The sequence below is a fragment of the Micromonospora zingiberis genome, from assembly GCF_004331455.1.
GTDB classification, from domain to species: domain Bacteria; phylum Actinomycetota; class Actinomycetes; order Mycobacteriales; family Micromonosporaceae; genus Micromonospora; species Micromonospora zingiberis.
On record NZ_SJJR01000019.1, the window covers coordinates 1 to 21,939 of the forward strand.

Annotated in this window: 20 protein-coding genes; 12 read left to right on the forward strand and 8 right to left on the reverse strand. The window is 69.7% G+C overall.

Annotation, left to right across the window (positions count from 1 at the left end; genetic code table 11):
• Positions 1–554: 554 nt before the first annotated feature.
• A complete protein-coding gene (locus E0H26_RS22705; RefSeq protein ID WP_131307011.1) occupies positions 555–2,795 on the reverse strand; it encodes an MMPL family transporter in 2,241 nt (746 codons plus the stop codon).
• A 198-nt stretch (positions 2,796–2,993) separates the two neighbouring features.
• Between E0H26_RS22705 and E0H26_RS22710 the strand changes: the two genes are divergently transcribed.
• The 3 genes from E0H26_RS22710 to E0H26_RS22720 all read left to right on the forward strand — a co-directional run bounded on the left by E0H26_RS22710 (position 2,994) and on the right by E0H26_RS22720 (position 5,822).
• Positions 2,994–3,641, forward strand: a complete 648-nt coding sequence (locus tag E0H26_RS22710; protein WP_131307013.1) for a TetR/AcrR family transcriptional regulator — start codon at positions 2,994–2,996, stop codon at positions 3,639–3,641.
• A 53-nt stretch (positions 3,642–3,694) separates the two neighbouring features.
• Entirely contained in the window at positions 3,695–4,558 is an 864-nt protein-coding gene (locus E0H26_RS22715) for an alpha/beta fold hydrolase (protein ID WP_165521958.1), read from the forward strand.
• Positions 4,559–4,706: 148 nt separating this feature from the next.
• A complete protein-coding gene (locus tag E0H26_RS22720) occupies positions 4,707–5,822 on the forward strand; it encodes a MerR family transcriptional regulator (protein WP_131307015.1) in 1,116 nt (371 codons plus the stop codon).
• Positions 5,823–5,941: 119 nt separating this feature from the next.
• Here E0H26_RS22720 and E0H26_RS22725 read toward each other — a convergent pair whose 3' ends face one another.
• On the reverse strand, positions 5,942–7,105 hold the full coding sequence (locus tag E0H26_RS22725; RefSeq protein WP_131307017.1) for a hypothetical protein: 1,164 nt from the start codon (positions 7,103–7,105) through the stop codon (positions 5,942–5,944).
• A 212-nt stretch (positions 7,106–7,317) separates the two neighbouring features.
• Between E0H26_RS22725 and E0H26_RS22730 the strand changes: the two genes are divergently transcribed.
• The gene (locus E0H26_RS22730; RefSeq protein ID WP_131307018.1) at positions 7,318–7,899 is read left to right on the forward strand and encodes a GNAT family N-acetyltransferase; all 582 of its coding nucleotides are present in this window, start codon (positions 7,318–7,320) and stop codon (positions 7,897–7,899) included.
• A gap of 236 nt (positions 7,900–8,135) precedes the next feature.
• Entirely contained in the window at positions 8,136–8,543 is a 408-nt protein-coding gene (locus E0H26_RS22735) for a DUF1062 domain-containing protein (protein ID WP_131307020.1), read from the forward strand.
• A gap of 285 nt (positions 8,544–8,828) precedes the next feature.
• Here E0H26_RS22735 and E0H26_RS22740 read toward each other — a convergent pair whose 3' ends face one another.
• Positions 8,829–9,299, reverse strand: a complete 471-nt coding sequence (locus tag E0H26_RS22740) for a hypothetical protein (protein WP_131307022.1) — start codon at positions 9,297–9,299, stop codon at positions 8,829–8,831.
• Between the two features lie 284 nt (positions 9,300–9,583).
• Between E0H26_RS22740 and E0H26_RS22745 the strand changes: the two genes are divergently transcribed.
• Entirely contained in the window at positions 9,584–12,367 is a 2,784-nt protein-coding gene (locus tag E0H26_RS22745) for an nSTAND1 domain-containing NTPase (RefSeq protein ID WP_131307024.1), read from the forward strand.
• 396 nt (positions 12,368–12,763) lie between these two features.
• Here E0H26_RS22745 and E0H26_RS22750 read toward each other — a convergent pair whose 3' ends face one another.
• Positions 12,764–13,273 (reverse strand): GNAT family N-acetyltransferase, encoded by a 510-nt coding sequence (locus tag E0H26_RS22750; protein WP_131307026.1) that lies wholly within the window; start codon positions 13,271–13,273, stop codon positions 12,764–12,766.
• Between the two features lie 174 nt (positions 13,274–13,447).
• On the reverse strand, positions 13,448–14,203 hold the full coding sequence (locus E0H26_RS22755; RefSeq protein ID WP_131307028.1) for a class I SAM-dependent methyltransferase: 756 nt from the start codon (positions 14,201–14,203) through the stop codon (positions 13,448–13,450).
• 118 nt (positions 14,204–14,321) lie between these two features.
• Between E0H26_RS22755 and E0H26_RS29640 the strand changes: the two genes are divergently transcribed.
• The 4 genes from E0H26_RS29640 (at position 14,322) to E0H26_RS22770 (ending at position 17,740) form a co-directional block, all read left to right on the forward strand.
• A complete protein-coding gene (locus tag E0H26_RS29640) occupies positions 14,322–15,254 on the forward strand; it encodes a helix-turn-helix domain-containing protein (protein ID WP_206025310.1) in 933 nt (310 codons plus the stop codon).
• Positions 15,255–15,304: 50 nt separating this feature from the next.
• Positions 15,305–15,661, forward strand: a complete 357-nt coding sequence (locus E0H26_RS30630; protein ID WP_420812865.1) for a DUF6966 domain-containing protein — start codon at positions 15,305–15,307, stop codon at positions 15,659–15,661.
• Between the two features lie 45 nt (positions 15,662–15,706).
• Positions 15,707–16,309 (forward strand): pyridoxamine 5'-phosphate oxidase family protein, encoded by a 603-nt coding sequence (locus tag E0H26_RS22765; protein ID WP_131307030.1) that lies wholly within the window; start codon positions 15,707–15,709, stop codon positions 16,307–16,309.
• 219 nt (positions 16,310–16,528) lie between these two features.
• Entirely contained in the window at positions 16,529–17,740 is a 1,212-nt protein-coding gene (locus E0H26_RS22770; RefSeq protein WP_240742317.1) for a glycoside hydrolase family protein, read from the forward strand.
• An 84-nt stretch (positions 17,741–17,824) separates the two neighbouring features.
• On the opposite strand, the gene E0H26_RS22775 is transcribed toward E0H26_RS22770, so the two are convergent.
• The 3 genes from E0H26_RS22775 to E0H26_RS22785 are packed head-to-tail and all read right to left on the reverse strand — an operon-like array spanning position 17,825 to position 19,655.
• Positions 17,825–18,358, reverse strand: coding sequence for a nuclear transport factor 2 family protein (locus E0H26_RS22775; RefSeq protein WP_206025312.1), 534 nt, complete (start codon positions 18,356–18,358; stop codon positions 17,825–17,827).
• A complete protein-coding gene (locus E0H26_RS22780; protein ID WP_131307034.1) occupies positions 18,355–18,804 on the reverse strand; it encodes an Atu4866 domain-containing protein in 450 nt (149 codons plus the stop codon). The genes E0H26_RS22775 and E0H26_RS22780 overlap by 4 nt, the downstream gene beginning before the upstream one ends.
• A complete protein-coding gene (locus E0H26_RS22785; RefSeq protein WP_131307035.1) occupies positions 18,801–19,655 on the reverse strand; it encodes a helix-turn-helix transcriptional regulator in 855 nt (284 codons plus the stop codon). The genes E0H26_RS22780 and E0H26_RS22785 overlap by 4 nt, the downstream gene beginning before the upstream one ends.
• 102 nt (positions 19,656–19,757) lie before the next feature.
• Here E0H26_RS22785 and E0H26_RS22790 point away from each other — a divergent pair, with 102 nt between their 5' ends.
• A complete protein-coding gene (locus E0H26_RS22790; RefSeq protein ID WP_131307037.1) occupies positions 19,758–20,513 on the forward strand; it encodes an Atu4866 domain-containing protein in 756 nt (251 codons plus the stop codon).
• Positions 20,510–21,928 (forward strand): amidohydrolase family protein, encoded by a 1,419-nt coding sequence (locus E0H26_RS22795; RefSeq protein WP_131307039.1) that lies wholly within the window; start codon positions 20,510–20,512, stop codon positions 21,926–21,928. Before E0H26_RS22790 ends, E0H26_RS22795 begins: the two co-directional genes overlap by 4 nt.
• Positions 21,929–21,939 lie beyond the last annotated feature (11 nt).

Genomic DNA, 21,939 nt, shown 5'->3' on the forward strand with positions numbered 1-21,939 from the left:
CTCGGATGCCTTGGCGGGGCAGCGAGCCTGCCAGATGGTTGCCTGGGGTCAGTGACGGGCCCATGGGCATGTGCCCGGCCGCTCGACCTCCCGCTGCGTCACCACCACCAATTGCCGGCCGCTCTAAGTCGGTATGCCGTTGTTCCGGATCTGCCCGAGGCTGGCAGCGCAGGCACGGGACTCCATCGGTCACGGAGCGTGGAGAACTCCGATGATCGATGGATCCCGTGCCTGCGTGCTGCCGTCCGCCGGCGGCCTGGTGCCCCGATTCCCGGGAAGGCCGCACTCGGATGGCCGGTCAACCCGGCGCTTAGAGCGACCGGCAATAGGCCGACACGTCCTGATAGCCAGCCCGCCACCCTGGGCGGGGAAGATCTTGGTACGAATCTGCCCTTTGAGGGGCGCCCTCGTGCCAAGATCTCGGATGCCTTGGCGTGGCAGCGAGCCTGCCAGATGGTTGCCTGGGGTCAGTGACGGGCCCATGGGCATGTGCCGCGTCCGCTTCCGGCCGCTCGACCTCCCGCTGCGTCACCACCACCAATTGCCGGCCGCTCTTACCCGTGTCGGGCGAGTGCCTCGCCTTCGATGTCCAGGGTCGGCACGACCTTGTTCATCCAGCGGGGCATCCACCAGATTCGCCGGCCGAGGATCAGCATGGCGGCGGGGACGATGAGCATGCGGACCAGGAAGGCGTCGACCAGGACGCCGATGGCCAGGGCGAACCCGATGGTCTTGAGGATGATGTCGTCGGTGAGGGTGAAGCCGGCGAACACGCCGACCATGATGAGGGCTGCGGCGGCCACGACGCGGGCGCTGTGGGTGAACCCGTCGATGACGGCTTGGCGTGCTGGAGTGCCGTGGACGTAGCACTCTCGCATGCGGGTGACGAGGAAGACCTCGTAGTCCATCGCCAGGCCGAACAGGATGCCGGTGAGCAGGATCGGCAGCAGGAACAGCACCGGGCCGCTGGTGTCGAGCCCGACGAGTTCGTTGAGCCAGCCCCATTGGAAGACCGCCACCGTCGCCCCCAGCGAGACGCCGACGGAGAACAGGAAGCCGAGCGCGGCCTTGACGGGCACCCAGATCGAGCGGAACACCGCGATGAGCAGGATGAGCGCCAGTCCCACGACGACGGCGAGGTAGAGCGGGAACACCTCGGTCAGCTCGTTGGAGATGTCGACGCCGACCGCGGTGACGCCGGTGACCAGTGCTCGGGCTCCGCTCTGCGCCGGCAGGTTCGACAGCGTGTCCCGGATGTCGGCGACGAGGTCCTTGGTGGATTCGTCCGACGGTCCGGAGCGGGGGATCACCGTGAGGGTCGCGTACTGCGCCGTGGCGAGCTGGTGCGCGTAGGCCTGCTGTGCCTGCGGGCTGTCGCTGGTGATGGCCGGGATCACCGCGGCGATGTCGGAGCCGCTTTCGGCGGCCAGCGTGTGCAGCCGCTCGGTGGCGGTCTCGACTGCGGCGGCCGGGTCCGGGGCTTCCCGGGTGTCGATGACGACGAGCAGCGGCCCGTTGGCTCCGGCGCCGAAGTGCTCGTCGATGAGGTCGTAGGCGACGCGTACGTCGCTGCCTGCGGGTTTGGTGCTGTCGTCCGGGAGGGCGAGTTGCAGGGAGGCCACGGGGATGGAGGCCACGGCGGCGGCGGTGATCCCGAGGAGGAGCGCGGGCCAGCGAAGCCGGGCGAGGCCCTCGACCCAACGGCGACCGAGGGTACGTGGCTCGTCAGGGTTCTGGTCGGCGCCGGTGCCCGTGGCGGCGACGGGGCGCTTGTTGACGGCGCGAGGACGTCGCTTCGTGATGCGGGTGCCGGCGAATCCGAGCAGCGCGGGCAGCAGGGTGAGCGCGATCAGTACGGCGAGGGCGACGGTGAACGCTCCGCCCAGGCCCATCTCGGTGAGGAATCCGATGCCGCACACGGCGAGGCCGACGAGTGCGATGACGACGGTGAGGCCGGCGAACACCACCGCGGAGCCTGCGGTGCCCACGGCGCGGCCGGCCGCCTCCTCCAGCGGGCGGCCCTGGCGCACCTCGGCCTGGTAGCGGGACAGGATGAACAGCGCGTAGTCGATGCCGACCGCCAGCCCGAGCATCGTGCCGAGCGCGGGGGTCGTGGTGCCGAGGTCGACGAACCCGGTCAGGGTGGCGATGGCGGCCATCCCGATGCCGACGCCGACCAGCGCGGTCAGCAGCGGCATCCCGGCCGCGACGAGCGACCCGAGGGTGAGGGCCAGCACCACGAAGGCGACGGCGATGCCGATCAGTTCGGCGACCGCTCCGCCGATTTCCACTCCGAGTACGTCTCCGCCGATGGTTGCGGTCAGTCCGGCTTCCTCGGCGACGGTACGGGCAGCTTCGAGGGCCTCCCGGTCCGTCTCGGACAGATCGACCGCGCCGCGGTCGTAGCTGACCGAGGCGAAGCCGGTACGCCCGTCCTCGGAGATCGTCCCCGTGGCGAACGGGTCGGCGATCGACAGGACGTGACTCGTCCTCAGTGCCGCGAGCGCGGCCGACACGGCTTGGGTGTTGGCCGGGTCTGCCAGTGACTCGCCGTCCGGGGCCTGGAACACCACCCGCGCCGTCGCGCCGTCCGGTACGGCATCGGGATCGCGTTCCCTGATCAGCTCGAACGCCTGCGTCGACTCGATGCCGGACAACTCGAAGCTGTCATTGGTCTTGCCCGACAGGGTCGCGGCCCCGAGCGCGACGGTGAGGAGTAGCAGGACCCAGATTCCCGTCACGGTCCACCGGCGTCGGAACGACCAGCGTCCGAGCCTGAACAACTGCCATGCCATGCCGTCTCCTCCAGCGTGTCTGTGACCAGGTCTCGCCGTGGGTGCTCGCGGCGCGAACCGGCGGAGCACCCGGCGATCGGTCGATCGCTTGGAGGAGACAGTAGCCTGAAAATATCCGGATGGATATTTTTGTGGCTGTCGTCATAGGATCGAACCGGCGGGGCACCACCGGCCCGCCGATCGCCTTGGAGGTATGCGATGACCGATCGAGACCCAGAGGGCATCCCGCCCGCCCGGCAGGCGGGTTCACCGAAGCGGGGCCCGTACGCCAAGGGACTCGCGCGGCGGCAGCAGATCATCGACGAGGTGCTGGCGGTCTACGACCGGCTGGGATTCGAGGGCACCTCGCTGCGCGCCATCGGTGAGGCGATCGGCGTGACGCATCCGGTGCTCAAGCACCACTTCGGCACCCGCGAGCAACTCTTCATCGAGGTGCTGCGGGAACACGACCGCCGCTTCCTCGACGCCCCGTACGACGGAGACGGCACCTTCGTCGACCTGATCCATCGATCGACCGAGCACAGCATCCGGGTGCCGGGGCTGATGGCCCTGCTGAACAGCATGGTGGCGCACGCCCTGGAGGCGGGCAACGACCGCTCCCGGGCGCACTTCTCCGAGCGGTACGCCGACCTGCGAGGGAAGATCATGGAACTTCTCGCGGAGGGCCAGGCGGCGGGAAGCGTACGGTCGGACATCTCCCTGGCGGAAGCGGCCTCGCTCGTCCTCGCGGCGGCCGACGGCCTGAGTACCCAGTGGTTGCTCGACCGGAGCGCCGATCTCAAGAGCGGTCTGCTGCTACTGCAACGCCTCCTCGAACCGCCGGACCAGCAGGTGAGGCAGACTTGATCTTGTCGATGCAGGGACAGCCCAGGCACGTGCCGGTGTCCTAGCATCGGAGGGTGGAACAGCTGACCGAACGCCCGACGAGCATCGCGAAGCTGCCGGCCGGCCCGGTGGAATACCGGCTGGACCGACGTGGCGACGCCACCGTCGTGGTGTTCCACGGCGGACACATGCGGGCCAGCCTGACGCTGGACGAGCAGGTGTACGCCGACGCGAACCTCACTGTCCTGGCACCGTCGCGTCCCGGGTACGGCCGCACGCCGCTGGCCACCGGGACCACCGTGCCCGGGTTCGCCGACGTGACCGCCGACCTCTGCCGGCAGTTGGAAATTACCCGGGTCGCGGCGGTCGTCGGCATCTCCGCCGGCGGGCCGAGCGCGGTGGCGCTCGCCGCACGCCACCCCGACCTGGTCGAACGGCTGATCCTCCAGTGCGCCGTGGGGCCGCTGCCCTATCCCGACCGCCCCACCCGCCTGCTGACGAGTGTCATGTTCTCGCCCCACACGGAGCGCTTCACCTGGGGCGGGATACGGGCGCTGCTGCGCCGATCCCCGAACTTCGGCATCCGGCAACTGCTGCACGGCCTGTCGACCCTGCCCGGCGGACGCGCGCTCGAGCAGTTGAGCCCCACGCAGCGTACGTGGTTGGCCTGGCTGTTCTCCCAGATGCGCGCCGGGGCCGGTTTCCGCAACGACATGCGGCCCCGCGAGGATCTCACCGCACAGGTCAGCCAGCCTGCCCTGGTGATCGCCAGCCGCCTCGACGGCGCGGTGCCGTTCGCCCACGCCGAGGCACTGGTCGCCCGGCTTCCCCGGGCCGAGTTGGCGCAGAGCCAGGCCAGCCACCACTTCTACGAGCTCAGCCCCGACTGGCCCGCCATCGCCGACACCATCCGCGTCTTCCTCGCCGTCGACCCATAGGGGCTCCGTACGCCCATGACGGATCTCACCGGGGTGTGCCGGTCACCTGGGCGCACGGTCCGGTGGGGCCGAGCCGGCTCCGGCAAAGCCGCTCATGTCGGCCGACACGCTTGCCCCTGACCCGGCGTCATGTCAGATAGTCGGTGGCGTGGAGGGGCACTTGACTGTGGGGCGTGTCGCCGAGCTGGCTGGCGTAACCGTCCGCACGCTGCATCACTACGACGCTATCGGCCTCCTGCCGCCGTCGATGCGGACCGCCGCCGGGCATAGGGCCTACTCGGCGGACGACGTGGAGCGGCTGCGGGAGGTGCTCGCCTACCGGCGGCTGGGTTTCGGGCTGGGCGAGATCGCGAATCTGGTGCACGACCCAGCCACCGACGCGGTCGCGCACCTGCGCCGACTGCGCAATCTGCTCCGAGCACAGCGCGACCGGGCTGCCGCCATGGTGACGGCTATCGACAGAGAACTGGAGGCGCGGGCGATGGGCATCAGGACCACACCGGAGGAGCAACTGAGAGTGTTCGGCGCTCAGTTGTACGACACCATCGGATCCGCGTACCCGGCGACGCGGCGCACCGAGCCGCGGATCGCCGCGCGCATCTGGGCGGCGCTCGGGGACGCACGCACCGTCCTGAACGTCGGGGCTGGAACCGGATCGTACGAACCACCGGACCGTGCCGTCACGGCGGTGGAACCGTCGGCGGTTATGCGGGCCCAGCGTCCAGCCGGCGCCGCACCGTGCGTGGCCGCCCGGGCGGAGAACCTACCGTTCGAGGACCAGTCCTTCGACGTCGCGATGGCGGTCAGCACCGTTCATCACTGGCCGGATCCGATTGCCGGCCTACAGGAGATGCGGCGGGTGGCCCGCCGCGTGGTGGTGTTCACGTACGACGCCGACAACACCGGTTGGCGTGAGCGGTTCTGGCTCACCCGCGACTACCTGCCGGAGTTCGCTGACCTGCTCGTCGGCTGGCCGTCCATGGCCGACCTGACCCGCGCGATCGGTGGGCGCGCGGAGCCGGTGCTCGTACCGTGGGACTGCACGGACGGTTTCTTCGAGGCGTACTGGCGCCGGCCCGAGGCATATCTGGAAGAGCACGTGCGCCGCGCAGTATCGGTGTGGACCAGAGTCGGGCCGCAGGCCGAGCAGCGGGCAGTGAGCGCGCTCCGCGAGGATCTCTCCTCGGGCCGGTGGGCCACCCGCAACCGCGACCTCGTCGCCCTCGACGCGGCAGAACTCGGTCTCCGCCTGCTGACCGCCTGAACCATCCTGCGTGCGCAGGTCGCCGGTGCGGCGCGGAAGTCCGGTGCACGCTCCTGGCCGAGAGTGCGTCCGACGCCCGGAGGCCGCGATTCCCGTCGGTCACCGCGTGCCGAGCGTGTTCAGGTCTCGTCGTAGCGTTCGCTGTGTCGAGTCAGGGACCACACGAAATACCAGCGGTTGGTCTTCAACGTCAGAGCGTTGTTGTCCGCCCAGGACTGCACTGCCGTCCACACGCTACCGGCTCCTGCGATGCCGGCGATCGTGGCGGCAACCTGAAACGCGGGGCCGTACACGACGGCAAGTGTGGCGGTGACCGTGCCTAGGACGGCACCGGTGGCGGAGACAGCCCGCTTACGTCGGATGGTGCTCAGGTCAGCGCTCACGCTGCGGACGCCGTCAGCGATGTCGTGTCCGATGCGGATCAGCGCCCGGTCGCGTTCCACAGCATCGAGTGCGGTATCCAGGTCCAGCAGCTGATCCTGCAGCCAGCGCTTGAAGGTCTGAGCGGAATCAAGATGATCCGCGGTGATCTTTCCGTAGTCCCCGAGCGAGATCCCTTCGAGGAACGGCAGGTCGAGTTGGGTGACGGGAATGACGACTCGGCTCAGCAGGGGTGGAGTGTTCTCCAACGCGACAATTCGGCCACTGGCCGCCATGAAGTCGAACAACGACGGCACTTTGACTTCCGGCTCGGATCGATCAGTCCAATATGCCATCCGTTCCTGTAGCGACAGGTGTCGCTGCTGCCAGCCGTTGTGTATGACGGCCATGAGGGGATTGTCGAGGATCGAGTAGCGCGGCAGGTACCAGACCAGCCCCGCACACAACAGCTCCCGGCACGAGACCAGCCACTGCCCCAGAGACTCCAGGTCGGGACAGTGCATGCGTACCCGTGCCATGTATTTGTTGATAGCCGGCGCTGGTATGCCAGGCAGCAGCGGCGGTTCGAGCAGCATGCTGCTGCCGTACGTGGTCAAGCCGGTGTCATGCGCTGGGTGCCGCTGCTCGTGAGAAAGCATCAGGGTGTCCGACACCAGCAGGGCCCTCTTGGTGATGCCCGCGAACTCGGCATCACTCACGCCGATCCCTACGTGGAACGGAGACCGGGCGAGCCGCTTTTCGGCGACCAACCGCTGCCGTTCCTCGTCGAACAGGTGCGCGGCGTAAGCCCTGGCAACACTCGCAGGTTGGGCGAGTTCGTCCTGCGACAACGACGAGAAGAAGGACCGCATCGCCTTGGCGACGACCCGATTTTCCAGGCGCGTCCTGCGTTTAGGCCACACCTCAAGATGTTAGCTGGCACACCTGCACGCCCAATGGGCCGTGAGCGCGAATTGGTCTGGCCGTTCATCCGAAGCTGCGCCGACGGCCGCGTGGATTTCAGCCTGACCGGACCCCGGTCGGGCTCGTCACCGCCGCACTCACCGTGGAAAAACCCGTTGCGCCGGGCCGGCAGCGGAGGTCTGGTTGACCGGCCACCAATCATGGAGAGAACATGACGCGCCCGCCGCTGCCCACCCCCACGCTGCACACCACTCGCCTCCAGCTGCGTCCCTTCGACGGTGAGGATGCCAACGCCCTCTTCGCGCTGCACAGCAGCGCCTACGTGCTGCGCTACTGGGACGCGCCGCCGTGGAGCGAACGCGTACGCGCCGAGCGGTTCATCTCGGCCTGCCGGCAGATGGCAGAGGAGGGCACCGGGGCGCGGCTGGCCGTGGATCGAGTCTCCGACGGGGCGTTCATCGGCTGGTGCAGCCTCAACCGGTGGAATCCGGACTACCGCAGCGCATCGCTGGGCTACTGCTTCGACGATGCGGCATGGGGTCACGGCTACGCGACGGAGGCCGCGCGTGCCTTGCTGAGGTGGGCATTCGACACGCTGGACCTGAATCGCGTCCAGGCGGAGACCGATACCCGCAACGCGGCATCTGCCCGGGTGCTGGAGAAACTCGGGTTCGTGCGTGAAGGGACGTTGCGGGAAGACTGCGTCGTGAACGGCGAGGTCTCTGACTCGTGGGTCTACGGGCTGATCAGGCGGGATTGGCGGCCACCGTCCGAGCCGCTTCCCGCCCGCTGAATCACCGCCGGCCCTGCCCGTGGCGTGGCTGGTTCGCCATGAGGACAAAACAGGTGGCCTCGCCGGCCCGAGCCGCCTTACCTTGCAACTGGATCTTCTGCTCCGGCCCACTCTGACGAGAGGACTTCACCCCGCGTGACGCCGCCTGCTCTGTAGACCTGACACCTTCCCGCATCGGTCGCCGACGTCGCCGTCGGCTCGTTTCCCATGCCTTCCGTCAGGTCTTCAGGGAGATCATGTCTACGCGTCCTCATATCGAGCTGTCCTGGACCCTTCGGCGTACGCGCCTCCCCCTGCGCGCGTCCCGCTGCGTCCACTGCCACTCCGGCCTCGCCGACACCGGCGACGGCGTGTTCCGCGTCAATGCCAACGGCAAACTCCTCGACATCTGGCCTCTGGTCGCCTGCGTCACCGGCGACCGGGGCAGCAAAACCAACCTTCACGCTCGCGTCCCGGTCCGGTACCTGGAACCGATCCGTTGGGAGGACCACTCCGGCAACTCCTCCCGTCGTGGGCCCGAGCCGGGGCGGGAGGCAAGGTGGCCTTGCCCCGGACACCTGCATCGTGCGTCGATCCGCGCGCGGTCGCTCATGACCGGGCGTGAACGAAGGTACGGGCCGGCCCGATACCGGCGACGAGGGTGAACGCCCGGGTCGGGGGTGTCCGGTCCGGGTAGGTCCGGCCCGGCCGGTTGGTCGTGGACTGGGTTGGAGCCGGATAGCTTGGGGATCCGGCGCCATCTCGTCCCGACCAACGTGGCGATTGCGGGAAGGCGTCGTCGACCGCCCGTTCCCAGGGTGGCGAACGCCGATCACGCTGATGGTGTGACGGTGCGTCCATGGCAGGCCGCGCGCTGTACGCGTGCGACCGGATGCTCGGCGCTGGCGATGTGCTGCCAGCGCCGAGCAAACTCGGCTTGGTGTGGTCTGCTAGCAGGCACCCACAGATGGCTGACTGCTCACCACGCCACTGCTGAGGTAGCCGACGTGGCTGTAGTAGTGGGCCTTGAACCACCGGTTCGAGCCGAATCCGTTCGGCCCGCCGTCAATCCAGCAGCTGATCTCGACCCACTGGTTGTAGATGGTGACGATCTTTTCTGCGCCCAGGTTGGGGTTCCGGCGGAGGTTGCCTTCGGTGACGTAGCCCCTGGGGTAGGCGAGAGGCTTGACGGCCGTGTCCGGACGCACCGCTGAGGCCGTCGTGGCCAGCGACTGCTGGGTTTCCGGTACGGAAGTCGCGGCCTGGGCCGGGCCGACCAGAGTGAGCGCTGCGGCGAGGCCGACAGCCATTGCGGTGAGTCGGGTGCGCCACCCGCGCGCCGCCGACGGTGCGCCGGTGGCACGGCCGTCTGGTCCGGTGCCTCTCACCGTGGTGCTGGTCGTGTGGGCGATCGTGGGCATTTTTCCTCCGTCCGAGTACGGGCTGTGTTCGGACGCCTCGGTGGCGTCGTGTTGACCGTCGCCGGTGTGAACGGCCGGTGGAAGGGTCTGGCGGATTCCCCGGACAACCCCGGACGCGCGCTGGACAGATTCGTACGGCTCACTCCGGTGGCGCGATCGCCGGTTCTTCCCGCTTCCCATGCAATGACGTGCAGTCAGTAAGGCGACACGTACGGCTACGTCATCCATTGGATACTCGAGGACGGTCGACGGCAGGAACCATCGTCTGCGGTAGGGGTGTGTGGATGGGAAGGGCTACGCCCGACGACACAACCTGGGGCATCGACTCGGAACACGTCGGAAACATCCGGACCCGCCTGGAGTTCGGGCGCGAACTCACCCGAATCCGTGAACGAGCTGGCCTGACCGTCCGAGACGTGGCGCGGATGGTGAACATCCCCGTCAGTACTGCCGGTGGCTACTTCTCAGGGACTCATCTTCCGCCAGTCAAGCCGCCGGACATACTCGTCCGGATCCTTGGGGCGTGCGGCATCGACGACCCAGAGATGCTCGACCGATGGAGGCGGGCGCTCACCCGAGCCCGCCGAGCGCCGGGGCCACGACGAGCGGGAGAGGGCACGCCGTACCGCGGTCTGGCCCGCTTCGAGCCGGAGCACGCACAATGGTTCCACGGCCGCGAAAAGCTCGTGGCGGACCTGGTTGAGCGCGCCGTCGCCAATACAGGGGGCGGCCTACTTACCGTCGTGGGGCCCTCCGGCTCAGGCAAGTCGTCGCTCCTGCGGGCGGGCCTTGTGGCCTCGCTGTCCGACCTCGGTTGGCGTCCTCTGATCCTGGCGCCGGGGCTCCGGCCGATGCTGTCCCTGGCCGAGCAGTTGGCGGCGCTGACCGGCGACGACGCGCGGAAAATCGCGGCCAGGCTGTCCGCAGAGCCGCACCTTGCTCCGGAACTGACGCCACCATCCGATGCGGACCAGACTCGCTCGGCGCTGGCCGGCGAGCGAATCGCCATCGTCGTTGACCAGTTCGAGGAGGTGTTCACTGCGGGGGCGGACGAGGTTGAGCGCCAGACCTTCGTGACGGTGTTGGCTGCGGCGGCCGGCTTGCCGGCGGCCAGAGACGGCGCGGCCATCCGGCCGGGCCCCGCCGCTCTCGTGGTCATCGGGATGCGGGCCGACTTCTACGCCGCTGCCTTGCGCTACCCGCAACTCGCCGAGGCACTGCAGAACGCGCAGGTAGTCGTGGCGCCGATGGGGGAGGCAGAGCTACGCCGGGCCATCGTGGAGCCAGCTCGCCAGGCGAAGCTAACCGTCGACGACGGCCTGGTTGAGCTGCTCCTGCGGGATCTGCGGCCGCCCGGCGACGTGCCGCCGGACGTAGCGCACGACGCCGGTGCCCTTCCGCTGCTGTCCCATGCCCTCCTGTCGACATGGGAGCGCGGCGGCGGCGCGAGCCTCACCACCGCCGACTACCGTGACACGGGCGGCATTCGCGGTGCTGTCGCACGGACCGCCGAGGAGGCATACGCCTCGTTGACGCCCCTGCAGCAGCAGCTCGCGCGTCGGTTGTTCCTGCGGCTGGTCCACGTGGCGGACGACGTCGCCGACACTCGTCGGTACGTGCCGCACACTCAGATTCGCCAGGCCGGGGACGGCGTGCAGGACGTTCTGGACGTGTTCGTGGGTCACCGGCTCATCACCGCTCAGGCCGACCGGGTCACGATCACCCACGAGGCCCTGTTGACGGCATGGCCCCGGCTGCGGTCGTGGATCGACACAGACCGGGCCGGCCTGCGCATTCATCGCCAGTTGACCGCCGCCGCGGAAACCTGGCGCGGTCTGGGTCGCGACCAGAGCGCTCTATACCGCGGAGGACGACTCACCATCGCCACCGAGTGGGCGGCGGAACCGGATCACCATGCTGAGCTGGACCCAATCGAGCGGGAATTCCTCGATGCCAGCATCGCCCACGCGCTCGCCGAGCAACAGACAGCTCGGCGGCGCAGCCGCAGGATGCAACAACTCCTCGCCGCGTTGACCGCACTCCTCGTCGCCTCGGCCGGCTCGACCGCGTTCGCGTTGCAACAGCGCGCTGCCGCCGACGAACAGCGGAACCTGGCGGTCGCACGGCAGGTCGCCACCGTCGCCAACCAGGTACGCGCCAAGGACGCCGCGCTTGCGATGCAGCTGTCACTGGTCGCCTACCGGATCGCGGCGATACCCGAGTCCAGGTCCAGCCTGCTCAACTCATACGGGTCGCCGACGGTCACCCGCGTCATGGGGCCGCCTGGCGTCATGCAGACGGTGGCGTTCCTGTCGAACGGCGGGCTGATGGCGGCGGCCGGCAGCGACGGCGACGTACGCCTCTGGACCCTCCCGCATGCGGGCCGGCCGGTACCGGTCGGTGAACCACTGTCGGGGCACACCGACACCGTCTACTCGCTCGCCTTCAGCCCTGACGGGCGGATGTTGGCCAGCGCCGGTGGCGACCGGACGATCAGATTGTGGGATATATCCGACCAGGGAACGCCGTCGGCTGCCGGCATCCTGAGCGGTCCCGCCAACACTGTCTACTCGGTGGCGTTCAGCCCGGACGGCCGGACCCTCGCCGCAGGCAGCGCCGACAACACCGTCCGGTTGTTCGACGTCACCCACCCGGGCGCGGCACGTCCGCTTGGATCAGCGCTGAAGGGCTTCACCGGTTTCGTCCAGTCGGTCGCCTTCAGCCCGGACGGCCGGTTCCTCGCTGCCGGCAGCGCCGACACCACGGTTCGGCTCTGGGACGTCCGCCGGCCGCTCACGCCGATCGCCGTGGGAACACCCCTGAGCGGTGCCGCCAAGACGGTCTACTCGGTGGCCTTCCGTCCGGACGGGAAGGCGCTCGCGGCCGGTAGTGCCGACGGCAACGTTCACCTGTGGGATCTCGTTCGGCCGGACCGCCCCGTGTCAGTAGGTAGACTGACCGGCCCAGGCACGTGGGTGAACTCGGTCGCGTTCAGCCCCGATGGCCGTCGGATCGCCGCCGCCAGTTCCGACAGCAACCTCCCGTACGCCCCGCCCTGTGGTCGTTGACCGGCTGGTCGGGGGATGGTCGCTAACCGGCTGGTCGGTAACGGGGCGTCCCGCATGGTCGGGCGGCACGAACTTGGCCACGAGGCGTGTAAGAGCGGCCGGCAATTGGTGGTGGTGACGCAGCGGGAGGTCGAGCGGCCGGAAGCGGACGCGGCACATGCCCAGGGGCCCGTCACTGACCCCAGGCAACCATCTGGCAGGCTCGCTGCCACGCCAAGGCATCCGAGATCTTGGCACGAGGGCGCCCCTCAAGGGGCAGATTCGTACCAAGATCTTCCCCGCCCAGGGTGGCGGGCTGGCTATCAGGACGTGTCGGCCTATTGCCGGTCGCTCTAAGCCCTGGAGCAAAAGAGAGCCTGTCTGCTTGTGTCGTTTCGAAAGGCGGTTTCGCCGAGGTCAGACCACCCGTTTTGCGAGCAGGATGTCGTCTACGCTCGCGATGCCGCCGCCCGGACCGACGGGAAGCTGGAACTCGCCACGGAGCACGCCCTCGGTTTCGAAGCCGTGTCGGGCGTAGAGAGCAAGGGCGGCGACGTTGCAGCTGAGCACGCGCAGCGTCAGGCGCGTGAAGCCGCGCTCGGCCGTGACACGCTCGGCGGCGCGTAGGAGTGCGCCAGCGACGCCTTGCCGCCGGGAGGCGGCGGCAACGCCGAGTCCGTCGATGGACGCCACGTGGGCGTGGCTTGCCATCTGCGAAGCGCGACGCACCACGATGTATCCGATCGGCAGGGCGCCGTTCACCGCGACCAGGACCTCGTCGGGACGGTGGTGGTGGAAGAAACTGCGTGGCTCGTATGGACCGGCCGGCGTCACTGTGGGTATCCAGCTACCGCGTTGCAACTCCTCGAGCCGACTGGCATCGCTTTCAGCGCTGAACCGAATCGCGAGTGCCTGAAGATCAGCCATGACCTCATTGTGTCCAGGCGCAACACGGACCGGCCAGTCGGTTTCCGAAGCCTGCCGCACGTCCGGGTGCTACCTCCGGACGTGCGGTGAGCGGATGTTGGTGGGTACCGGCCTGCGGCATTGAGCCTGCTGCCATCGCGTGGCGTGGGTGGGTCTGCCGACCTCCCATCGGGTTCAGCTCAAGGGCCGGGTTGCCTGTACGAAGGTGACCCGGCCGAACCTGTGGTCGGCGTGTGCGACCTCCCGGGCGTCGCCGAACCCGGCGTCGGCCAGGAGCGTGACGATGCCATCGCTGTGGTTGCGGGCCACGACGGGGCTGTGCGCCACCCGGGAACGCATGGGACGGGTCAGGTGCCGGAGGGCGTGGACCGGGCTGTGGCCGTGGCGGTGTGCCGGGTGCCCGGCGTCCTCGACGTTGGCTGCTGGGCCGCCGAAGTCGAGGACCGTGACCCTTCCTCCCGGCCGGAGAGCACGCAGCGCGTCGCGCGCGAACGCGGTCCGGCCGGCGTCATCGATGTGGTGCAGGGCCAACGACGAGACCACATGGTCGAGCGAGGTGTCCTCGGCGGGGATCCGGTCGGCATATCCCTGCACGAGGGTCAGCGCGACGCCGCGGCGACGCGCCTTTCGCGCTGCCCTGCGCAGCGCGTCCCCGTCGGGGTCGAGGCCGGTCACCCGCGCGCTCGGCTCGGTGGCGAGCACGGCGAACGACAGGTTGCCCGTGCCACAGCCGATGTCGGCCACCGTCTGGCCGGGCTCGATGCCGGCGAGTTCGACCGCACGTTCCTGTAGCGCGGCCACGCCGGCCACCCGGCTGAAGGCGTCGTAGAACGGGAGCAGCCAGGTCTTTCCCGCGCCCGGCAGGAACGGGCGGTTCCGATCCTCCGGAGTCCGCTGGTCGAGAATGCGTACGTGGGTCGACGCTGCCATGGATGCCTCCTGTGCGAGCGGTGGCGGGTCTGCCTCGGTGGTCTCCGGCGGACCCGGTGTCGTCACCTCCAAGTCTTGGATATTCTGCGGTTACCGAGCAGGATTTAACGTGGGGACCATGGGACATTCTTTGGCCATCGACTCGCCGGGACGCCCGTCGAGGCTGCGTACCGTACGGCCCGACGGGACGCCGGTCTACCGCTACCGGCAGCGCCCCGGCCTGCCTCCCGTCTCGGTGATCCGCCTCGCCGCCGAAGCCGACCACCCCAGCCTCCCGCCGGACCACCGGCACGCCCACGACTTCCTCGTCCTGGTCTATGTCGAGGAGGACATGGGCTCGTTCACCGTCGACGGCGTCGAACGGCGGCTGTGCGCCGGTGAGGTCCACGCGGTATCGCCCGGGCAGGTCATCGGCGTCCCGGCCGCCGAACTCGGCCGCGGCCGCGCATGGTCGGTCGCGTTCACCCCGGACGCGGTCCCCGCCCTGACCTCGGTCTCCCCACTGGCCTGGACGCACCATCCTCTCCTTGCCCTGTTCGCGTCCAGCGCCGGGCCCGGTCGGATCGCCGAGCCCGACCGGGCGAACTGGTCTGCGTGGCTGGCGGACCTGGCCGAGGAACTCGCCGACCCAGGCCGCCTCGGTGCCCGCGAGGCCGTCGCCGCACTGCTGACCCGACTCCTGGTCGCGGCCGGGCGACTGGCACCCAGCGCTCCGGCCCCGCCGGACCCGCTCGTGGAGCGAGTCTTCGCCGAGATCGAGGCGACTTTCCGGGAGCCGGTCTCCGCCGCCGATGTCGCCCGCACGCTTGGCTACACCCCGGGACACCTCACGACCGTGCTCCGTCGGCGCACCGGCCGCCCACTGCTTGACTGGATCACCGAACGGCGCATGACCGAGGTCCGGCGACTGCTCCGTGAGACCGACCTGTCGCTCGACGCCGTGGCCGCCCGCACCGGCCTGCGCGACGCCACCTATCTCGTCCGCCGCTTCCGCGAACGCTACGACATCACCCCGCAGCGGTGGCGGCGAACCCAGCGAGCATGGTCGTGACATGACTCATCCGCGAGTCGAACCAGGAGGAGGGGTGAGCTTTGGTCAAGGTGCCGCACTCGCGCATCGACGAGAACTTCCGGCGGTTTCGCAGCGCACTGGTCGAGTTGCGCGAGTTGCTACGTCAGCATGACAACGAGCATTGGGCGCAGTGGGCAGATCGGACGCTGATCCGAATCGATGCCGCAGACGCGGGTGGGCTCGACTACTGGTTGAGTGCGTACGGCGGCATGGGAGCATCAGCGACCTCTCGCTCGACGGGAGCAATCAGCCCTCACCCAGCCAAGAACCCACCGCCTACGAGCGGATCGACGAGCTCCGAAGCCTGTGTTATGGGTTGGCGGCTCAGCTCAAGGCCGACCTTCGGGAGAACGAGCAGTAGGAACCCGGGGCGACACCCGACCTGACCGGCTGGTTGGCTTCCGACAGCACAACGACGACCGGGAGGACTGATGGCAGACCTGGGACCCGCTGGTGCCGAGCGGACCCCGACGGCGGTGCACGTGGCCGATCAGCAGCAGGTGCGTACGTCGATGTGGGCGCGCGTGCCGCACCTGCTCGCGGAGCATCGGTACGCCGTCCTCGGTACCGCCGACGAACAGGGTCGCCCGTGGGCCACTCCGGTGTTCTTCGCGGCCGACGGCGAGTACCGGATCCTGTGGGTGTCCGCACCCGACAGCCGGCATTCCCGCAACATCGGCGTGCGCCCGGACGTGGCGATCACGGTCTTCGACTCGCACGCGCCTATCGGCGGGGCGGAGGCGCTCTACCTGGAGGCGACCGCGGCGCCGGTCGCCAGCGACGCTCGCGCTGCCGCCCTCGCCGTGCTCAACGCCCGTCTGCCGGACGGTCAGCAACTCGGGCCGGAGGACCTCGAACCGGCGGGGCCGCTGCGGGTCTACCAGGCCGCGATCACCCGGCACTTCGTGCTCGTCCGTGGCGGTGACAGCCGGTTCGACAACGTCACCGACGCCCGCCTTCCGGTCACCCCGCCCGGTCCGCGCACCGCACCGCCAAGCGGTTCCGCCGATCATGGTGTCGATCTCCGGGCCTGAGTCGGGCGACAAGGTGACCGCCGTGAGCCAGCGCCGCGCCGGAGGACCGTGCGGCCATGCAATGCGGGAACGGCCGTGGTCGTCGCCGGGGCGGGTGATCCGAAAAGGAGCCACGGGTCGGTGAACCGTGGCTGCTCGCGCGCCGTGGTACCCGCAACCAGCCATGGAGATCGAGGAGCGTCCTTCATGACCTCACCTAATGTGAGCCGCAGGCGGCTCGTGCGTGTCATCGCGGCCCTGACCTGCTTGGCGGCGGTGGCCGGGGTGGCCGCCGCGCCGGCGGCGATGGCCGAGTCCAGCACCCAGATCGTCGGTGTGGCCGGGAAGTGCGTCGATGTCCAGTGGGCCGGAACCGCGAGCGGCACCACCGTCTGGCTGTGGGACTGCAACGGCACCAACGCGCAAGACTGGGTCGGGGTGGGGCAGCGGGGTGCGCTTCGCGCGTTGGGCAAGTGCCTGGACGTCTCCGGTGGCTCCCACAGCGACGGCGCGCGGGTGCAGCTGTGGGAATGTAACGGCACCGGGGCGCAGAGTTGGGTGTTGGACGACGGGCGCCTGATCAACACGGGTTCCGGCAAGTGCCTGGACGCGTTCGGCGGGGCGGCGACTGGGACGGAGTTGCAGATCCGCAGCTGCTCCGGCGCGCCCACGCAGGCGTGGGCACCGGCCGGTGGCGGTGGCCCAGCTCCGGGGCCGGTGGCGAAGAAGGGCGTCGCCACCTGGGCGTTTCCGCCCGGCGCCGATGGCATCCGCGACGTGGGTGCGGCCTGGTACCACGACTGGTCCCCGTCGAACAGCGACGTGCCGGCGCAGGCGGAGTTCGTACCGATGATCTGGGGTGCCGCGTTCGTCAACGACGCCGATCTGGCCACCGCCCAGCGGTCCGGCCGTACGCTGCTCGGCTTCAACGAGCCGGACCTGCCGATGCAGGCGAACATGTCGGTCGAGCACGCGCTGGACCTGTGGCCCCGGCTTCAGGGCACCGGGATGCGGCTGGGTAGCCCGGCCGTCGCCTTCGGCGCCCACATTCCGGGCGGCTGGCTGGACCGGTTCCTCTCCGGCGCCCGTGACCGAGGGCTGCGGGTCGACTTCATCGCCCTGCACTGGTACGGCTCGTACTTCGGCGACGAGGCCGCGCTCCACCTGATGGATTACGTGCAGAAGGTCCACGACCGCTATGGCCTGCCGATCTGGGTCACCGAGTTCGGCCTGATCGACTTCAGCGAGAAGCCGCCGCGCTACCCGTCGCCGCAGCAACTCGTCACGTTCATCGACAAGGCGACCGCCGCATTGGAGGCCACGCCGTACGTCGAGCGGTATTCCTGGTTCGCCCTGCCGGCCGCCGGTGAGCACGCGCCGCACGGCCTGTACCGCGAGAACGGCACCGCCACCGAGGCGGGCGCCGCCTACCGGGCGGCGGGCCGTAGGTAGTCCTCACGAGTCGACGGCCGCCCCCCGCAGGGGCGGCCGTCGACCAGTGGGACCGGGCAGCAACCGGGCCGGTCTGACGCCTGGTCAGTCCAGCTCGATGCGGTCGATGAGTTCGCGTACGGCGATCAGGTCCAGGAAGGCGTAGCAGCGGACGACGCGTTCGCGTCGCAGCTGCCAGATCCAGCAGTACTCGTTGTGGTACTCGACGCCGTCGATCGCCGTGGCGTCGCCGTCGAAGCGGACGATCACGGTGTCGCCGTCGGCCCACATGTCCCGAATCCGCATCATGAGCGTCGTGGCCAGTCGATCCATGATCGGTGCCGCGCCCTCGGCGAGGAACTCGGCCTTGGAGGGGTAGGTACGGCCGTTGACGATGGTCCACTCGACGTCGTCGTGGAGGATCTCGTAGATGTCGCCGCCGGCGTTCTGCCGTTCGAAGGCCCGGGTCACCGCCGCCAGGTTGCGGCGCTCGCCGGCCGGCCGGCCGTGCGGTGGCCCGTCGATGCCCGGACGGGGTTGTGCAGAGGCCGTGGCGTTCCCGGTGAACATCGCCAGCCCGCCGGCGACTCCCGCCGTCAGCAGCAGGCGCCGGTGGTGCCGTGGCGTGTGGTTCGTCATCGTCGTTGCTCCTTCGCTTGCCGGTGTGCGTCGCTGTCCTGGCGGTAGAAGACGTAGCCGGCGTGGTGCAGGACGTCCCCGTCGAAGGTTCCGTCCGCGCTGAAACCGGTGTCGTCGACGTACTCGATCCGGGTTCCGGAGATCTGGTACGAGCCCGTGTAGGCGCTCTCCCGCTCACCGCGGGCCTCGTCGTAGCGGCCGTTCGCCAGCAGCATCTGGCGGATGTGCCCGTCGGCGGTCACCCACATCCCGACGTACGGATGCGGCGCCACGTCTTGGCCGCTGGCCGGTGGCGCCGCCGACGCGGTCCCGAACGGTGTGGGTTCCTGCCGCTGCGCCGTGTCCTCGGCGGCGGTGGGGCCTGCGCGGTCCGGCCCGACGGAGCAGGCGGTGAGAAGTACGGCGACGCACGCGGCGCCGAACACGAGCCTGAAAGGGTGCCTCATGAAGTCCTCCGGGGTGCGGGGTTCTCGTGCGCGGGGCGGGACACCGCCAGCGAGCCGAGCAGGCGCAGCGCGTCGGCGGTCGGCGTGCCCTCCTGCGCGTGGTAGACGATCAGTTGCTGCCCCGGGGCGGAGCGCACGTCGAAGGTCTGCATGCGGAGGGTGAGTTCGCCGACCTCGGGATGGTGCAGGACCTTCGCCGCGGCGGATTTGCCCCGTACGTCGCGTCGGCGCCACAGGTCGGCGAACTCCGGGCTCTGCGCGGTGGCCGTCCGGAGCACCTCCTGGATCCGCGGGTCGTGCGGCCGGGCGCCTTCGAGGAAGTGGAATCCGGCGACCACGTTGGCCGCGGCCGTCTCCCAGTCGGCGTAGAAGGAGCGGACCGACGGATCGAGGAAGATCGCCAGCAGCAGGTTCGTGCCGGGCTGGAGGTGGGCGAAGACCGCTCGCCCCAACGCGTTCGCGGCCAGCACGTCGTAGGCCCGTCCCAGGATCACCGCCGGCGTACGGTCCCACAGTTCGGCCATCGCCAGCAGTTGGGGGTCGGTCCGCTCGGCCCGGCTCTCGCGACGCGGCAGTGGCGTCATTCCCGCGACCCGGTACAGGTGCAGTCGGCCGTCGTCGTCCAGCAACAGCGCGTCGCTCAGGGCCTCCAGGACCTGCGGCGACGGTCGCCGCTCGCGGCCCTGCTCCAGCCTCAGGTAGTAGTCGACGCTGATCCGGGCCAGCATCGCCACCTCTTCGCGGCGCAGGCCCGGAACGCGTCGCTGCCCATCCTCGGGCAGGCCGACCTCGCGCGGCGTCACCTGGGCGCGCCGGCTCCTCAGGTAGTCACCCAGTCTCGGAATCGCCATGCCGACCAGGCTAGGCATCCCGTCCGTCGGGAGCCTGGTCCCAGCGCTACCAGGACAGCCGCGACCTTCCGCCGTACCCGCGCCGCCCGCAGGGTGGAGCACATGACCGACGTACCTGACACTTTCACCGCGGCCGATCTGCAAGCCGTTCGTACGGGCACCGGCCGCCCGCTGCTGCTGACCGACGCCACCGTGCACACCCTCGACCCGGTCATCGGGACCATGAAGCACGCCGACGTGTTGATCGGCGGAGGGCTCGTCGTCGGCGTCGGACCGGGCATCGTCAACGCCGCCGACGACGACGGCGCCGTGGTCGTCCGCGCCGCCGGCACCACGATCGTCCCCGGCGTGGTCGACCTGAGCGCGGTGTCCATGGGCGCCCGGCGCGGGGAAGGCCCCGGCACCCTCGCACCGGGCGCCCCGGCGCACCTCGCCGTCCTGGCCGACACCGACGCGCCGGACCTGGACGCGGCGCTGCGGGCCGCACTGACCGGTCCGGAGCGGCTGCGCGCCGTGCTGCGTGACGGCATGCCCGTGGTGTGGGACGGGACCGTGCTCACTCCCGCGTCGCAGCCCGACGCGACCACGGACGCGGAGGGCGGCGGCGCGGGCCACGTCGATCCGGAGCGGGTCGGCGTCTGGGTCGACACCGAGGACTTCCTGCACCAGGAGCTGACCGCCGACGGCCGCTACGACGAGACCCGGGGCGGGCGCCGACACGCCTTCCAGGGCCGCTACTGGATCGACGGCGACCGCATCGACTACCTCGACGACCTCGGGTTCTGGGCCTTCGGCCGGTTCGACGGGGACACCCTGCACCACGCCGGCTACACGATGCACCGGAGGCAGACCCGATGACCGGTCAACTCTCGTCCACGCTGGAGACGCTCACCGCCGCCGAACCTGATCCGGACCGGCTCGTCCTGCTCACCGGCGGCACGGTGGTGACCATGGACCCGGCGCTCGGCACGCTCGAACGCGCCGACGTGCTCCTGCGCGGCGACCGGATCGCGGAAGTCGGCCCTGCCCTGACCGTTGCCGACGCGATCGTCGTCGACGTGTCGGGTTCCATCGTCGCGCCCGGGTTCGTGGACACGCATCGGCACGCGTGGCAGGCCCAAATGAGACGTACGATCCCCGACGTCGACGACCTCGTGGAGTATCTCCAGTCCACGCTGGTGCGGGTGGCGCCGCGGTACGGGCCGCACGACATGTACGTCGGAACCCGGCTGGCGGCGTTGACCGCGCTCGACGGCGGGATCACCACCATGCTCGACTTCTCCCACAACTCCCGAACCCGGGAACACTCCGACGCCGCGATCACCGCACTGCTCGACACCGGCATCCGGGGCGTACACGCGTCCATGAGCCCGCACTTCGGTGACTGGGACCAGCAGTGGCCGGGTGACCTGGCCAGGCTGCGGTCGACGTACTTCTCCACCGACGACCAACTCGTCACGCTGCGACTCGCCGCCCTCGCCACACCCGAGATCGCCGGGGCACGCCTCGCCTACGGCCATGACCTGGCCCGGGTCGCCGCGGACCTCGACATCGGGGTGAGCCTCGACGTGATGTTCGGGGCCGCGGCATCCGAGGCGATCGTCCGGTGGGAGCGGGAGAAGCTGCTCGGGCCACACCTCGAATCGATCCACTCGACCGCCCTGTCCGCCGACGCCTGGGCCGCGATGCGCGACGCGGGCGTCACCGTGTCGCTCGCACCGACCTCCGACATGCAGATCGGCCTTGAGGACGCCGTACCCCCGGTGGACGAGGCACTCGCACACGGCATCCGGCCCGGCCTGTCGGTGGATGTCGAGGTGGCGCTCGCGTCGGACATGTTCACCCAGATGCGTACCCTGTTGGCCGTCCAGCGCATGCGCGCCGTCCACGCCGCCTACGGTACCGACGCCGAGCCGGTACGCATCACCACGCGGGACGTCCTCGACTTCGCGACCCTCTCCGGCGCCCGTACGCTCCGGCTCGACCACGTCACCGGATCCGTCACACCCGGAAAGCAGGCGGATCTCATCGTGATCGACGCCGAGGACCTCAACACCATGCCGCTGCACGACCCGATCGGGACCGTCGTGCTCGGTGCCGACCGCAGCAACATCACCTCGGTCTGGGTCGCGGGCCGGGTCCGCAAGTGGGACAGGCGCCTCGTCGGCGTCGACCTGGGTGCCCTGCACGCCCAGGTCCACGACTCGGTCGACGCCATCGCCGAACGGCTCACCCGACAGCACGGCAACCCGGTGGACGCGGCGAGGACCTGACGTCGGGCGCG

Excerpts from the sequence above, each read along its gene's own strand:
- E0H26_RS22735 (WP_131307020.1), top strand. The coding sequence starts at position 8,136 with ATGTCTACGCGTCCTCATATCGAGCTGTCCTGGACCCTTCGGCGTACG.
- E0H26_RS22750 (WP_131307026.1), bottom strand. The coding sequence starts at position 13,273 with ATGGCTGATCTTCAGGCACTCGCGATTCGGTTCAGCGCTGAAAGCGAT.
- E0H26_RS22745 (WP_131307024.1), top strand. The coding sequence starts at position 9,584 with ATGGGAAGGGCTACGCCCGACGACACAACCTGGGGCATCGACTCGGAA.
- E0H26_RS22710 (WP_131307013.1), top strand. The coding sequence starts at position 2,994 with ATGACCGATCGAGACCCAGAGGGCATCCCGCCCGCCCGGCAGGCGGGT.
- E0H26_RS22705 (WP_131307011.1), bottom strand. The coding sequence starts at position 2,795 with ATGGCATGGCAGTTGTTCAGGCTCGGACGCTGGTCGTTCCGACGCCGG.
- E0H26_RS22730 (WP_131307018.1), top strand. The coding sequence starts at position 7,318 with ATGACGCGCCCGCCGCTGCCCACCCCCACGCTGCACACCACTCGCCTC.
- E0H26_RS22790 (WP_131307037.1), top strand. The coding sequence starts at position 19,758 with ATGACCGACGTACCTGACACTTTCACCGCGGCCGATCTGCAAGCCGTT.
- E0H26_RS29640 (WP_206025310.1), top strand. The coding sequence starts at position 14,322 with ATGGGACATTCTTTGGCCATCGACTCGCCGGGACGCCCGTCGAGGCTG.
- E0H26_RS22740 (WP_131307022.1), bottom strand. The coding sequence starts at position 9,299 with ATGCCCACGATCGCCCACACGACCAGCACCACGGTGAGAGGCACCGGA.
- E0H26_RS22775 (WP_206025312.1), bottom strand. The coding sequence starts at position 18,358 with ATGACGAACCACACGCCACGGCACCACCGGCGCCTGCTGCTGACGGCG.
- E0H26_RS22785 (WP_131307035.1), bottom strand. The coding sequence starts at position 19,655 with ATGGCGATTCCGAGACTGGGTGACTACCTGAGGAGCCGGCGCGCCCAG.
- E0H26_RS22765 (WP_131307030.1), top strand. The coding sequence starts at position 15,707 with ATGGCAGACCTGGGACCCGCTGGTGCCGAGCGGACCCCGACGGCGGTG.
- E0H26_RS22795 (WP_131307039.1), top strand. The coding sequence starts at position 20,510 with ATGACCGGTCAACTCTCGTCCACGCTGGAGACGCTCACCGCCGCCGAA.
- E0H26_RS22755 (WP_131307028.1), bottom strand. The coding sequence starts at position 14,203 with ATGGCAGCGTCGACCCACGTACGCATTCTCGACCAGCGGACTCCGGAG.
- E0H26_RS22780 (WP_131307034.1), bottom strand. The coding sequence starts at position 18,804 with ATGAGGCACCCTTTCAGGCTCGTGTTCGGCGCCGCGTGCGTCGCCGTA.